The sequence below is a fragment of the Sivoneniella epilithica UHCC 1019 genome (genome assembly GCF_040830845.1).
Classification (GTDB): domain Bacteria; phylum Cyanobacteriota; class Cyanobacteriia; order Leptolyngbyales; family Leptolyngbyaceae; genus ULC077BIN1.
Genome location: NZ_JBFPDP010000016.1, coordinates 75,844 through 89,046 on the forward strand (window position 1 = coordinate 75,844; position 13,203 = coordinate 89,046).

General features: G+C 49.7%; 11 protein-coding genes. 2 read left to right on the forward strand and 9 right to left on the reverse strand.

Annotated features, from left to right (window positions below; all coding sequences use genetic code 11):
* Window positions 1-28: 28 nt before the first annotated feature.
* From AB3R30_RS12090 to AB3R30_RS12110, 5 genes are all read right to left on the reverse strand, one after another.
* Window positions 29-940, reverse strand: coding sequence for a GDSL-type esterase/lipase family protein (locus AB3R30_RS12090; protein WP_458649439.1), 912 nt, complete (start codon window positions 938-940; stop codon window positions 29-31).
* 264 nt (window positions 941-1,204) lie between these two features.
* Window positions 1,205-2,857, reverse strand: a complete 1,653-nt coding sequence (locus AB3R30_RS12095) for a CHASE2 domain-containing protein (RefSeq protein ID WP_458649440.1) — start codon at window positions 2,855-2,857, stop codon at window positions 1,205-1,207.
* Entirely contained in the window at window positions 2,838-3,689 is an 852-nt protein-coding gene (locus tag AB3R30_RS12100) for a FecR family protein (RefSeq protein ID WP_458649441.1), read from the reverse strand. The genes AB3R30_RS12095 and AB3R30_RS12100 overlap by 20 nt, the downstream gene beginning before the upstream one ends.
* A 90-nt stretch (window positions 3,690-3,779) precedes the next feature.
* Window positions 3,780-4,253, reverse strand: coding sequence for an adenylate/guanylate cyclase domain-containing protein (locus AB3R30_RS12105; RefSeq protein WP_458649442.1), 474 nt, complete (start codon window positions 4,251-4,253; stop codon window positions 3,780-3,782).
* An 8-nt stretch (window positions 4,254-4,261) separates the two neighbouring features.
* A complete protein-coding gene (locus tag AB3R30_RS12110) occupies window positions 4,262-4,612 on the reverse strand; it encodes a hypothetical protein (protein ID WP_458649443.1) in 351 nt (116 codons plus the stop codon).
* A 191-nt stretch (window positions 4,613-4,803) separates the two neighbouring features.
* Between AB3R30_RS12110 and AB3R30_RS12115 the strand changes: the two genes are divergently transcribed.
* Window positions 4,804-5,046, forward strand: a complete 243-nt coding sequence (locus tag AB3R30_RS12115; RefSeq protein WP_458649444.1) for a hypothetical protein — start codon at window positions 4,804-4,806, stop codon at window positions 5,044-5,046.
* A gap of 133 nt (window positions 5,047-5,179) precedes the next feature.
* Here AB3R30_RS12115 and AB3R30_RS12120 read toward each other — a convergent pair whose 3' ends face one another.
* The 3 genes from AB3R30_RS12120 to thrB form a co-directional block, all read right to left on the reverse strand.
* Window positions 5,180-6,187, reverse strand: coding sequence for a glycosyltransferase family 2 protein (locus AB3R30_RS12120; RefSeq protein WP_458649445.1), 1,008 nt, complete (start codon window positions 6,185-6,187; stop codon window positions 5,180-5,182).
* 103 nt (window positions 6,188-6,290) lie between these two features.
* Window positions 6,291-7,025, reverse strand: coding sequence for a C40 family peptidase (locus tag AB3R30_RS12125; RefSeq protein ID WP_458649446.1), 735 nt, complete (start codon window positions 7,023-7,025; stop codon window positions 6,291-6,293).
* Window positions 7,026-7,314: 289 nt separating this feature from the next.
* Window positions 7,315-8,241 carry a homoserine kinase gene (gene thrB / locus AB3R30_RS12130; protein WP_458649447.1) on the reverse strand — a complete coding sequence of 309 codons (927 nt, stop codon included), beginning with the start codon at window positions 8,239-8,241 and terminating at the stop codon, window positions 7,315-7,317.
* A 528-nt stretch (window positions 8,242-8,769) separates the two neighbouring features.
* Here thrB and AB3R30_RS12135 point away from each other — a divergent pair.
* Window positions 8,770-10,698: an ATP-binding protein gene (locus AB3R30_RS12135; protein WP_458649448.1), complete on the forward strand. Its 1,929-nt coding sequence runs from the start codon at window positions 8,770-8,772 to the stop codon at window positions 10,696-10,698.
* A 55-nt stretch (window positions 10,699-10,753) separates the two neighbouring features.
* On the opposite strand, the gene AB3R30_RS12140 is transcribed toward AB3R30_RS12135, so the two are convergent.
* Window positions 10,754-13,171 carry a ShlB/FhaC/HecB family hemolysin secretion/activation protein gene (locus AB3R30_RS12140; RefSeq protein ID WP_458649449.1) on the reverse strand — a complete coding sequence of 806 codons (2,418 nt, stop codon included), beginning with the start codon at window positions 13,169-13,171 and terminating at the stop codon, window positions 10,754-10,756.
* Window positions 13,172-13,203: the final 32 nt, after the last annotated feature.

A 13,203-nucleotide genomic window follows, 5' to 3' on the forward strand; every position in this document is an offset into this window, starting at 1 on the left:
AACGCAATGAAAGCATCGTAGCGTGTCTTTACCGAGTTGCGATCGCGACCTCGGTTTTCAACAAAATTGCTTGCCAGACTGCATATCCTTGGGCGTTGAGGTGCAAACCGTCGGTCGTGAGATCTGGGCGCAAGTTGCCAGCGGTATCTGCCATTTGGGAAGAAAGATCGAGAAAATAGGCACCGTTGCGGGTGGCAAGCGCCTTAAGTTGATGATTCAGGTGGGCAATGCGATCACTTGATGCAATCACAGACCGGGTCGGCAGCACTGACTGGACGATCAAGTTCGCTTGGGGCTGAGTTTGCTGAAGGCGGGTAATAATTTGGCGCATATTCCACAAAATTTCGTTGGTGGTGGCTCCCTGCTTCAAGTCATTAATCCCTGCCATTAGATAAATGACGCGGGGACGGGTTGCTGCAAAATCAGACAGGCGGCGAAGAATGCCATTGGTAGTGTCCCCTGAGATCGATTGGTTGAGCCAAGTTTGCGGTTGGGGCAGGCGATCGCTCGGAAACCAAAGGCTCAAAGAGTCGCCCAACAATACGCTAGTGCGTTGAGTCGTTGCTTTGGCAGCGATCGCAGCTTCCCGTTTCATTAGAGTGCGCCACTGCTCATAAGTAGGTTGTTGGGTGGCATTGCTCCAAACCGATTGAAAGCTGTTGGTTGGCAGGCGAGTGTAAAGATGACCTGTGCTAGCTGCGGCAACCCGCTGAGAATAAAGCTGGCTACCTGACTTGGGGACATTTGACGCTGGAGAAAACTCGGTGGAATTTATCATCTCGGGGCGACCTGACAATCTGAGCTTGAGCAAGAGTTGATTCAACCGCTGCTTTTCAGCTTGCACTGCTTGACTGCGGACGGTACGGAGTTCATTTTTTGGAACAAGGCGATTGGTTTTGTCAGGAAGCTGAGTAGAAGCAAGGATCAGCGAATCAAGCATGGTGAAATGGCAGCAAACTCTGCTTACTATTCACACTCACCACTGTTTCATTTCAGGAAAGTTGCGACTAAACTTCAACTCTATTTACCTCGTACCCATGCCAATTTAAATAAAGGAGTAATAGATCTTAGGTTAAGACCATTACTGGGCAAAGTTTCTACGATTCAAAACTCAAAATATCTCCTACCCTGCGGGAAGCAAAAGCAACGGAGACGCTGAGTGCAAGGCACACGCTGCGCGAACGCGAACAAAACTCAAAACTTATTAAAACACCCGCACGTAATAGCGATCGCGTCCCTGTTTTTTTGCATCATAAAGCGCTAGATCGGCAGTGGCGACTAGGATTGCCGGAGTTAAGTCAGGGATTGGAATCGTGGTAGAAATACCCAAGCTCAAGGTCACATAAGCACTGGCTTCAGAGGTTTCATGGACGATTTCCATTGCTTTGAGGTGAAGCTTGATTTCTTCTGCTACTTCCACGGCTCCAGCCACTCTCGTGTTGGGTAAAATTACCGCAAATTCTTCACCGCCGTAACGAGCCACTAAATCGGCAGGACGTTGAACCGCTTGACGGAGCGCCTGGGCAACTTGCTGTAAGCAGCGATCTCCTGCCGGATGACCGTAGGCATCATTGTATCTTTTGAAAAAATCTACGTCACACAAAATCACCGACAGAGGCAACTGTTCCCGTGCCAGTCGTTTCCATTCGCCATTCAGGTATTCATCAAAATGACGACGATTAGCAATTTGCGTCAATCCATCCACTGTTGCCAGCGTTTGCAATGCCTGATTTTTGGTTTCTAAAGTCTGGCGATCCCTTAAAATCACTGCGATCGTAGTAAAACTCAAGAACACAATTGGAGATGCTACCGGAAGCCAGACGCCGATCTGAAACGCAAGGACACAGGCGATCGCCCAGCTTAAACACATTCCCAGCCACAGGACAAGTTGATGAATTGGTTTTCGCCCAGTTAGGGTAACACTAAACCCAATCCCTCCTATCAGCATGAATAGCGCTAGCCATCGGCGATCGGGCAGTCGTAAAAAGTTTTGTTGAAGCAAGTTATTGATCACAGTAGCGTGTAGGTAAACACCGCTAGTGGGAGGATTTCGATGAAACGGGGTAATCAGTGAATCAACTCCCAGCGCACTGACTCCTACGACTACCACTTTATCTTTAAAGGTTTGAGCAGGCACTCGCCCGGTAATTACATCTGTAAACGAATAGCGAGGAATCTGCTGGGTAGCCCCTGACCAGTTGATCCACAGCGGTTGATCAGGTGCAGGAAGTAGGATGGGGTGCCAGATCATGCCATAGCTTTGGATGGCGGCAATTCCTAACGCTGGTACTGTCTGAACTTGAGATTGAATGGTGCGGACAATGCCATCGGTATCTTCAATTTTTAAGATGTTGCCTGTGGCGATCGCGACCTGTTTCAGGCTAGAAAGTGGAATCCAAGGTCTGCCCTCGCGGTCCCAGGCTTGCGCTAAAACCACACTGCCGTGACGCTTCATTGCCGCAATAAATTGGGCATCGTCAGGGCTTTGCTCAGAAAATATCAGATCCATCACCACGATATTTGGCTCTGCTTGAGTCAGTTGATTCAACAGAGTAGCGTAGTGCCGACGAGGTAACGGAAAGCGACCAAGTTTACTTAAACTGGCATCATTAATATCTACGACGACGACTCGACTATCCCAGCCCGTCGAGCCGCGTAACCGAAACAATGCGCCATAGGCTGCTCGTTCCAGCGGTTGCCAAACTTCCAGTTGAAGTGAAGCTGTCATGGCGACAGCCGCAAGGCTACCAGGGATTAACCGTTTTAGCAGCGGAATGAGTGGGTCAGTTAAGGCTGGTAATGCAGTCTTTAACTGAACTTGTGGTGCGGCGGCTGAATTAGGGGAGCGAAAGTTCATAGATTTGCTGCTTTCCTAGGGGAGTCGTCACCAGTGCAGTAATGCGTTGATTTTGACCCGGCAAGGGAATCGTGATATCAAAATTTCCTTGTCGATCAGTCCCTTGAGGAAGGTTAGCGATCGCAAGCAGGTTAACTGAGTCAACTTGACCTACAATGCGTACCCGCTGGTTTCCCAGGGAACTTAGCTGGCGAATATCTAAACGAGGGTCGTCTTTGAGTGGCGTTGCAGGCGATGGCGCTTCCCCTGGAATCACGAGGCTTTGAAAGCCACCTTTGACTAAAACACTTTTTCCTTGGGCAGCAGTGGCAACGCCGCCTTTGAGGGTGGCAACTCCTGTTTTGCCGTTGGGTTGCACACTAATGCCAAACTCGGTGCCGCGAACACCGCTGATGCCTCCTGGGGTTTGAATTTCTAGACGAGAAGATGGGTTGGTGAAGGGGCGGACTTGCAGGCGTACCTGACCGCTGGCAACTTGTAGTTGGGTAATTTGCCCACCGCTGCTAGTTCTCTGCATTTTTTGAATGATGAGATTTGTTTTTTCAGCCACATGAACGAAGCCTACACCTGTGTCTACTTCTAGTACCATAGTGGAGCGATCGCCCGTTTTAATGCGATCGCCCACCGCTTGCAGCCGCATCCCTGTTTTTGCAGGCAGAACAGCCTGTTGCTTGGTTTGATACCATGCGCTGCCGGAGGTTTGGCGGATTGCCAACCAGCGATCGACCTTAACTTGTAAAGCATTGGCAGAAGGGCGATTGAGCAGGCTAGTAAGACCGACTCCCAAGCCAATGCTTAGTAATACATAAGGAAGTTTTAATTGAATCTTCATCAGCGAATAGATGCGAATGCGGTGGTTGAACTGTTTTTGACTACATCAATCATTCCCTAGTTATCTCCAAAACTTGACCGAAAGTTTTTCCTACGATCTCGCCTTTATTTTTTCTCCCATAATTGTGAAAAAAGTAGTAGGTTGTTTTCGTCCTCGTAACTGAATTGTGCCTGCGGGTTTAACGGTATAGCGATCGCCTAAGCAAGACAGGGTTTCCTCTGTAATCAACAGGCGATAAAGATTGTCTGTCACCACATCTTTATTCAGCGCTTCTAGCCGAGCGGCAATATTGATCACATCTTCCAAAACGGAGTAGTTCATGCGGCGGGCACCGCCCATGCTGCCTGCAATCACCATGCCCGTATGAATGCCAACATACTTAGAAAACAAATCCATCAGCCGTAGCTTTTCACGTTGTTCTCGAAGTTCCATGCCAACCCCAGTCAGGATAATGATTGCCAGCGGAGCGGCGATCGGAAGCCATTGATAATAAATTGCATAATACAATCGGCGAGCTTTAGAGTTTGAGCTTTTGAGGCGCTGCACCCATTGACGAACTATCATAAGAATCCTTATGGAAAGTAGACGACTCTGGCATCTAAACCGCGAGATCGCAGCATGGCAGACACGCTTGCAGCCCGGTTATAGTCAGCAAATGCGCCTGCGTGAATGTAGTTTCCTCGGCGAGAGTTGGTTAGAAAGGCGGCTGGAACGCATTGCCGCACCGCATCTAAAGTGGTGGAACTCGTAGCAGGCACTACCACGATATGGGGGTTCTGCTTTGTTCGTCCGACAATGATTACGTTTCCCTGCGTATTAGGCTGAATGCGATCGCTGAAAAGTAGGCAGGGTTGAGCATTTTCCTCAGATGGTATCGTCGCTACTAACCAAATTCCGATAGCGCCAGAAAGCCACCTATTCATGACAAATTTTCTTTAGCTCATTTCTATCTAAAGATACTGTAAATATACCAACGATAATAGTGGGTAATTGAATGAGTAAGCAGCAGCAACAAACGAAAACGCTGTAGTGATTCAGTGAGAGTAGTAAGCGTTTTGCGATCTAACCCCACGCAAAAGAACCCCACGCAAAAGTTGAAAACGAGCGCGGTAAAATGGCAGCTGAACACTCAATTTTTAATAAGCCGAGTTTTGAGATGGAGAACACCGCAATTAACTGTGCCGAAGCCTGTATTAACGGCTGTGTATTGGGCGACAAGTGCCCCAACATGGAATACAAATCGAAAGCCGTGAGTTTTGTGAAGGACACGCCGCTCGATAAAATGCTGGAAATTGCCGAGGTAGCCCGCATGAAAAAAATGATGGAGCCACCAAAGTGGATTTTGCCAGAAGACTAAGAGAATGACGAATTGCGAATTGCGAATTGTAGAACTCATGTCTCATTCGATATTCGACACTCATCATTCGACATTTATCCTTTGCCACTTGCCACTTGCCACTTGCCACTTGCCACTCGACATTCGCCCTTTGTCACTCGTCATTTGCCTGTCTTGGTTCAATCACTTCCCGCACCCGATAAATCGGTCGCCCTTGCGATTCGTGATAGGTTCGCATCAGTAGTTCTGCCAACAGTCCAAAGCTGAATAATTGCACTCCGGTCAAAATCAAGACGACGACTAAGATGAGCAGGGGACGGTTAATGCTTTCCCCAAAGCTGAGTTTGAGGGAGGTGAGATATAGCCCAATCACGGTTCCTAGAAAGATGGACAACACTCCCATGGAGCCGAATACATGCATGGGGCGTGTCAAAAACTTACGCATAAAGAAGACGGTCATCAGATCCATGACGACGCGAATGGTGCGATCGAGTCCATATTTGCTTTTGCCAAACTGTCGGGGATGATGGCGCACGGGCATTTCGGCAATGCGCGCTCCTTCAATAAACGCGAGAGCAGGCAAAAAGCGGTGCAACTCACCATACAGGTTCATATCGGCGATCAGTTCCGCACGATAGGCTTTGAGTGAGCAACCATAGTCATGAACCTTCACCCCGGTCACTTGGGCAATCAGCCAGTTGGCAATCTGGGACGGAATTAATCGGGTGATCGTGGCATCCTGGCGATTTTTGCGCCAACCGCTCACCAGGTCATAGCCTTCATTTAACTTGTCGAGCAGGATGGGAATATCTGCTGGATCATTTTGCATATCACCATCCATGGTTACGATGATTTGCCCTTTGGCATAGCTAAATCCGGCTGCCATGGCGGCGGTTTGCCCATAGTTCCGCCGCAAGATCACACTGCGGAGATCGGCGCGATCGCTAGCAATTTGCTTCAGCAGATCGCCAGACCCATCCGTTGAGCCATCATCGACACACAAAATTTCGTAGTGGATGTTGGCAGCAATCAGCGTGGCAGAAATTGCCTCCAATAAACGAGGCAAATTTTCATATTCATTGTGAATCGGCACAACGACGGAGACTTGAGGTTGTAGGGAAGATGCCCACAGTTTGCTGCTTTCAACGGTGAAGGATGTCATGCGGAAGGGAAAAGGTAGGGTTCAAGGATGGTGAGAAGATGCGATCTGATTCTATTAGAGGCAAGAGGCGATAGGAAGAAATGGTGAATGATGCAATCTGATTCTATAGGGTTTGAGTTGGCTGGTAGCTGGTAAAAATCCGTCCGGCTCCCCGCAACTGGGCGTAGTAGGTTTGACTGACGCGGCTGCCTTGATCCGATAAGACATCGATCGCGATGCCATTGTGCCCCTGATCTTTGCCGGAACTGTGAATATAGTGATTGTTGCCGAGGGAAAGTCCAACGTGGGTCGCTTTTTGGGGAGTGCCAAAAAAAATTAGATCGCCGGGCTGCAACTCTGAAATCGCGATCGCTTGAGTAAACGCTTCTTGCTGGTAAGCATCTCTGGGTAGCCACACGCCGACGGATGCAAAGGCGGCTTGGATCAAACCAGAGCAGTCGTAGTTTGGGGCTACGGTGCCGCCCCAAAGATAAGAATTGGGCTGATTTTTTGCCGCATGAGTAAAGGCGATCGCGGCGGTCATTCTCGCTTGAATCTCGGTTGCAGATAGGAATATCGGCTGATAGGGTTGAGCCGCTTCCTCTAAATACGCCAGATCTTTGACTGAAATCCAGCCGGGATAGTCATCTTCACATAGATAAACGGCGATTGCGGTTGGATTTTTGGCAGCCTCCAATTGTTCCAGCACTGTGGAAGTTCGTAAATGGCGACCAACTTCTGACTGAGTGGCTAATCGCTCTAATGCTGATGAATCAAACAAATTTAAAGCTTGGCGACAAATGTATTCTGTCTGAACTCTATTCTTTTGAACCTGAAGCGTTTGCGAAGCACTGACCATAAAACACTCCTCGTCATCTCACAGGGCACATCATATCAGTAACGGATGAATTGGTTAGGACACAAAAATCCTTGAAAAATAAGAATAACGGATGGTTGTTGTCTTGACCTTTCCTCGTACTGCTATATCAGCAAGGAGGAAAACGAGTTTTTAGAAATTTCTCAGAGCTTTCCGGATAAGGGGTGGGAACTTGGAAGAGTAGAGTGGTAGATGCACCCTGATTGTCGCCCTCAGCCTCAAGCTGGGGGCTTTTTGTTGGGGCGATTAGAGTTTTGAGTTTTGAGTTTCATTAAAATTGGGCGATCGCGCCTTGACGATCAATTTGCAGCACCTGGACGATCGCGTCGATATTGTGATGTTTCCAGGCAGTGGCGATCGCGGCTCGGACTGGGTCGGCTTGGGTCACTTCCGCCAGCGCTAAAAGAGTCGGTCCTGCACCGCTGATCACTAGTCCATAGGCACCGGCGGCGATCGCTGCCTGCTGCACTGCCTCATACCCCGGAATCAGTGTTTGTCGATAGGGTTGATGGATGCGATCGTGCAAAGCGGCTTGTAGCCAGTCGGCGTTGCCTGTTTCTAAGCCACGCAGCAATAAACCTAAATGGGCGGCGTTGAAGATGGCATCGGCGCGACTATAGCTAGCAGGGAGAACGCGGCGTGCTTCTGTGGTAGATAGCTCAAAGTTTGGAATGGCAGCGATCGCGGCAATGCTGGGATGCCAAGGAATCTCACAAATTTGCCACTCGCCATTCACTCCCGTGGCTGCCAACCGACAACCGCCCATCAGCGCAGGCACGACATTATCGGGATGTCCTTCAATCTCCACGGCTAATTTCACCACAGCTTCTAGGCTCAGCGGCGAGCCTGCCAAACTATTTGCGCCCATTATCCCTGCCGCGATCGCGGTTGCCGAACTTCCTAAACCTCTCGCTAGGGGCACTCCCAGTTGAATATCAATTTTGACTGAAGGCACAGGCTGACCCAACTGCTGATAGAGCCTAGCAAAGGCTTGGTATGCCAAGTTAGATGTATCGGTTGAAACCCTTGCTGCTTCCGTTCCCGTTGCCGTAATTACAACTGTCTCGGAGCTAGAGTCTAATTGCGAAAATGTGAAGGAGTTATGGAGAGATAAAGCTGCTCCCAGACAGTCAAAACCAGGTCCGATATTGGCGGTGGTGGCAGGAACCGCGATCGCAACAGAAGTAGGATGAGACATCAAAAAAAGCCCAATCTAGCAGAGGGTGAGGCATTGCTAATGATATAGCAAGCGAGTGGCGAGTGGGAATGACGAATGGTAAGTAGTGAATGGCGAGTGGCGAGTGCAAATTCTGCACTTTTGTACCTGAATTCCCGAAACCTCACGGATGTCTTCTTATCTATATGAAGCCGCAATCAGGTTAGATGAAGCGTTTGATAAGGTTAGAGGTTTGATATACGAAAATATACCGAGTTTACGTAAGATAATAAAGCGTTTGTTTTAGTTCTTTTTCTGAACTATGCATTGCAATCTGGACGTATATTGCGTCTGAATTAGATTGAAGGCTAGATTGATGGGGTGACTGAAGTGTCACAGGGTCTCTATTGTTGAACTCCTGAAACCCTTAAGCTTAAAATCCCTATTGATAGAGATTTTCCTGTTGATGGACATTGGCGGCGATCGAATCGATTAAAACAAACTTCTTTTATGCCTCGCGCTTCGTCTAAATTTTCTCAAGCCAAAGTCTCTATGCAATCAAAAGGCTCTATGCAGTCATTAGAGTTTCAGCTTTGGAATGAACGCTGTGTCGCATTGTTAGGGCAGCAGATATCTGAGTCAGTGACTGCTTATTTGCAGAATGAAAAGGCAACCACACCGGAAAGTGTTAAAGAAGCTGAACTGCTGCTTTTTCAACGGGTTACCTCTGAGTTGAGCCGTTTGTTGGAAGATACAACTGTCGCGATCGCGCTGCCAGCGACCCAATCTTCTAAAACTGAATTTGTGGTCTCCTGTGTTGCCGGATGTGGGCGATCGTCTTTCTTGTGGAAGTTACCTAAAGGCAAGCCGATTACTCTAAAACAAGGACAGCCGATCAGCCGCGCTAACATCGCCAAGTTGCAGCAGGTTGAGTCATCTGGGCAAAACCGATATCGCGTTTGTGAAATTCGTGGAGAGCAGTGTGAAGCATGGCTGTTGATGGGTCATGCAACCGATGATTCCAGTAATTCTGATGATTCGCTTCAGTTGCCCTGTGACGCTCAAACCCTAGAGCGAATTGCTCAACAGTGCGTGGCTGCATTACATCAGATTCGGCTAATGGCGAACCAGCGTCAGAATCATCAAGCGCTACTAGCAAAAAATCAAGAACTTGAGCAAACTAATCAGCTAAAAAGTGAGTTTCTTGCCAATACTAGCCATGAAATTCGCACACCCTTAAGCTCCATTCTGGGGTTTACCCATCTGTTGCAGCAACAGGGCTTTGACCCGTTGAATCTGCGCCACCAGGAATATCTCAGAATTATTTTGAGTAGTGGTCGGCACCTACTGGCGTTGATTAACGACATTTTGGATTTGTCTAAAATCGAAGCGAATCAGATGACCTTGCAATGGGAAACGGTTGATATTGAGGAACTCTGCAACGTTTGCTTGACCTTGGTACGCGAAAAAGCCAGCGATAAAGGACTAAGTGTGCAGTTAGACTTGCAGCCCAATCTGAAAACGGTGGCAGCAGATGGCTTACGTCTTAAGCAAATGCTGTTTAATCTGTTGTCGAATGCGATTAAGTTTACGTTGCGGGGCACCGTTGGGCTGCAAGTGCGATCGACGGAAGGTCAGATTCACTTTACCGTGTGGGATAGCGGCACTGGAATTTCACCCAAACAGCAGGCGCTTCTGTTCAAACCTTACTCGCAGATTACTAACGTTGCCGTGGAGCGCAGTGAAGGAACCGGGTTGGGATTGGTGCTGACTCAAAAGCTAGCGGAGCTTCACGGGGGATGCGTTGAGGTGCGTTCGGAACTGAATGAGGGATCTCGGTTTACGGTAGTGCTGCCGTTTGAGTTAACCAAAGATTGTGAGGGTAATGAGGCAGAGAACACCACGCCTCAACTGACTCAGGCGATCGCCCCACCGCAATCGGTTCGTCAGGGAATTGTCGCTAAACAAGTCGCTTGTGAAACTGTACAAGCCCAAGATAGAGCCAGCGCGATCTCGCTAGATGATCTTAATCCAACGCCAGCAGCTTTGTTTGCGAGTGAGATGACAGGTATACCAGATGTTGCATGTAACCGAGTGCTGGTGGTGGAAGACAATTTTCCGAATGCGAAACTGATGCTGACTTATTTGAGTCGTTTGGGTTATGAAGTCACCTGGGCAAAAGATGCCCCGGAAATGTGGGTTGCGCTGGAGCGATCGCTGCCTGCGGTAATTTTGATGGATGTGAATTTACCTAATGCCGATGGGCTGATCCTAACTCGGCAACTGAAGCAGCATGCTCGCTATCAAACCATTCCGGTGATTGTGCAAACGGCAATGGCAATGAAGGGCGATCGCGCAGTTTGTCTAGAATCTGGAGCCGATGATTATATGTCTAAGCCGATTGATCTCGATGCGCTGGCAAACCTGATGATGAAATATACGACGCTTGGGCTAAAGACATCCCCATCACCGCTTTATGCAGAAGAAACGCTTATCTAATTCTTCTTCATTTCCACAGGTCTAGAACACGACCCCAAGGCTGAATAGCGCCGCTTTAAGGGGTGAAAATAACTGAGAAAAAGAAGTTTTCGCGCAGCGATCGCCCATTCTCTGCCGTGTCGTTAATTAACGGGATGCCCCAATCGAGTCGCGCCCGAAAGCGATCGCCCATTTTCCACTGCAAACCTAACCCTGTACTCAACAGCTTGCTAGGGCTGGGTTGAAAATCGCCGCGATTTTTCCCCTGACCCGCATCTAAAAACGGAATCACCTGCAATACACCCTGCCATTTGGGAATTCGTAGAATCGGTAGATACACCTCGGCAGAAGCCAGCCAGCCGCTATCTGCCAGCAGTGTACTGGTGCGATATCCCCGCACCGTATCCAGACCTCCAATGCTGATTTGTTCGACGGGAACGAGGGGACGGTTTGCCAGTTGTACCTGACCTTTGAGGGCAAACAGCGTATCGGGAGCAAAGGCATGAACCCAAAAGCCGCGTCCTTGCCATGAGAAAAAGCGACCATCGGGTGGCTCATCGGATATGGTTGCATTCAGCGCATTTAGCCCGAAACTGAATTCGGATTGCAGCGAGAACACATTTTTTTCGCTGCGCTTCGTCCATTCTTGCCCAAACCGCAGGGCTGTGACGCGAGTTTCACCGTTTTCATCTGATCCCTGGGCTGGAAAAGGGATAGCCACGCCATCGTTGAAAGATTCGAGAAACACGCCTCTGCTGCGGTAGTGAGTGCCGCGCAGTGATAGGGCAAAAAGCTCTGTAGAGGTTTGCTTGATGGGTTGCCGGAAGGCGATTTCGTAGGTTTGCGATCGCGATTTGATATCGAGATCTTGAAAAGGTTCTTCAATCACTTGTCCGCGACTGTTGCCATAGCTAAAACTCAACGTGCCATTTTTGGAATTGATCGGCAGGGCGTAGCCGACATTGAAGCCCTGACTGCCTTCGGTGCGATTAAACCCAACCTGTAAGCGATCGCCCAGTCCAAGTAGATTGGCATGGCTCAGCGTCGCCTGCTGCTGTAACCGTCCGACACTGGGCGATCGGCTGTTGTCGATTGAGGCGCTGAGTCGAAGCGGCGTTGCTTGTCGTACTTTGACATTCAAAATACTTTGACCCGTAGTCGCTCCCGGTGCCAATTCGGTTGAAATACCCGCGATTAAGGGATCTTGCTCTAGCAATTTGACAACATCCACGAGTTGATCGATCTGGAGTGGGGTTTGAATGCCCTTTGCGAGCCGTCGCCGCACGTAGTTAGGAGACAGAGGACGGGCAAGCCAGAGAAAGCCAGGAGGCTGCACGGTCACATTAATCGCTTCCAACTTGCCTTCTACCACTCGAATTTCAGGAGCGCTGCCACTCAGAACCTCGGCTGGCACGTAGGCTCCAGAGTTGATGTAGCCTTTTCCGGTATACAGCTTGGTAATCGCTTCACTTGCCTGAACTAATTCGGCTGGGGAAAGCCGCCGATTTAAAAAGGTCGGATCAGTGCTACCCTTGGCTGGATTTGCATTGGGCGCGATCGCTCGCTGTGCCGTTTGTGCCAGTTCTTTAGGCGAAAATCGAGTGCTGCCAGTAATGGTGAGGCGCTCGACATAAACCCCATCTTTGCGCGGGGGAGGTTGCCCGATCGCCACGGCTGGCGGAGCTTGGGCGGGAGCCACGACTGGGGGTGCAGCAGGGGGTTGGCTAGCGTTTGAAGTGTCTGGAGAAATGGATTCTGGAGGACTGGGAGGAAAGGCTGTTGCGGCGGGGATGCCCGCAGGTTGGCTAGCCCCAAAACCAGGCTGAGCCATAACGGGTGGCATTGGAGTCGTGGCGATCGCTGGGAACGATTTTTGAGGCGGTTGTAGCAAAACTGCGATCACCGTTAGCGGAAACGGGGCGGGGGGCGTTTTGGGACGGGCGGCAGGGGCAGCGCTGGCAGACTTGGCTGGAGACGTAATTGTTGGAAAAGTCGGGCTAGTTCCGTTGGCAACAGATGTTTTCGGGCTGGTTGCATCTTGATTAATGGTGATTGAGTCAGATGAAATGGATGATGGCTGACTGCGATCGCCAAATCCATGATTCTGGCGAGGCAGGGAGGCTTGGTCGGACTGGCGCGATCGCAGGGTGGGAGAGGTTGCATCCGGCAGAACGGCTTCCGGTGGGCTGACCTCTACACGATTGGGCGTAATCACGGTCATGCGATCGCGCAACGGCGGAGTAGAACCGCTGCTCGTTTCGGAAATTGGTAATAGCGTTTCTTCGCGATCGAGGTTCCAGATGGCGTGACCGAGCAGAACGGTTCCCACTGCCGATGTACCGACGACAGCAACTAACCCGATCGCTTTGAGCCGATCCAATAGCGGGATTGAAGACGACATCGGCTGATCAACCCAGTTTCCACCATTCCAACTGCTAACCGTGCCGGGAATAGCTGGTATCGTTTTGAATTCTTGAGTGTTAGATGTTGACATCGGCTGTCTTGCTCCTTCAGTAGGCTCAGTCT

What these genes read in the sequence shown, in the direction of transcription:
- AB3R30_RS12105 (WP_458649442.1), bottom strand. Translation starts at nt 4,253, where the DNA reads ATGATAGTTCGTCAATGGGTGCAGCGCCTCAAAAGCTCAAACTCTAAA.
- AB3R30_RS12120 (WP_458649445.1), bottom strand. Translation starts at nt 6,187, where the DNA reads ATGACATCCTTCACCGTTGAAAGCAGCAAACTGTGGGCATCTTCCCTA.
- AB3R30_RS12090 (WP_458649439.1), bottom strand. Translation starts at nt 940, where the DNA reads ATGCTTGATTCGCTGATCCTTGCTTCTACTCAGCTTCCTGACAAAACC.
- thrB (WP_458649447.1), bottom strand. Translation starts at nt 8,241, where the DNA reads ATGTCTCATCCTACTTCTGTTGCGATCGCGGTTCCTGCCACCACCGCC.
- AB3R30_RS12100 (WP_458649441.1), bottom strand. Translation starts at nt 3,689, where the DNA reads ATGAAGATTCAATTAAAACTTCCTTATGTATTACTAAGCATTGGCTTG.
- AB3R30_RS12135 (WP_458649448.1), top strand. Translation starts at nt 8,770, where the DNA reads ATGCAGTCATTAGAGTTTCAGCTTTGGAATGAACGCTGTGTCGCATTG.
- AB3R30_RS12110 (WP_458649443.1), bottom strand. Translation starts at nt 4,612, where the DNA reads ATGAATAGGTGGCTTTCTGGCGCTATCGGAATTTGGTTAGTAGCGACG.
- AB3R30_RS12125 (WP_458649446.1), bottom strand. Translation starts at nt 7,025, where the DNA reads ATGGTCAGTGCTTCGCAAACGCTTCAGGTTCAAAAGAATAGAGTTCAG.
- AB3R30_RS12140 (WP_458649449.1), bottom strand. Translation starts at nt 13,171, where the DNA reads ATGTCAACATCTAACACTCAAGAATTCAAAACGATACCAGCTATTCCC.
- AB3R30_RS12095 (WP_458649440.1), bottom strand. Translation starts at nt 2,857, where the DNA reads ATGAACTTTCGCTCCCCTAATTCAGCCGCCGCACCACAAGTTCAGTTA.
- AB3R30_RS12115 (WP_458649444.1), top strand. Translation starts at nt 4,804, where the DNA reads ATGGCAGCTGAACACTCAATTTTTAATAAGCCGAGTTTTGAGATGGAG.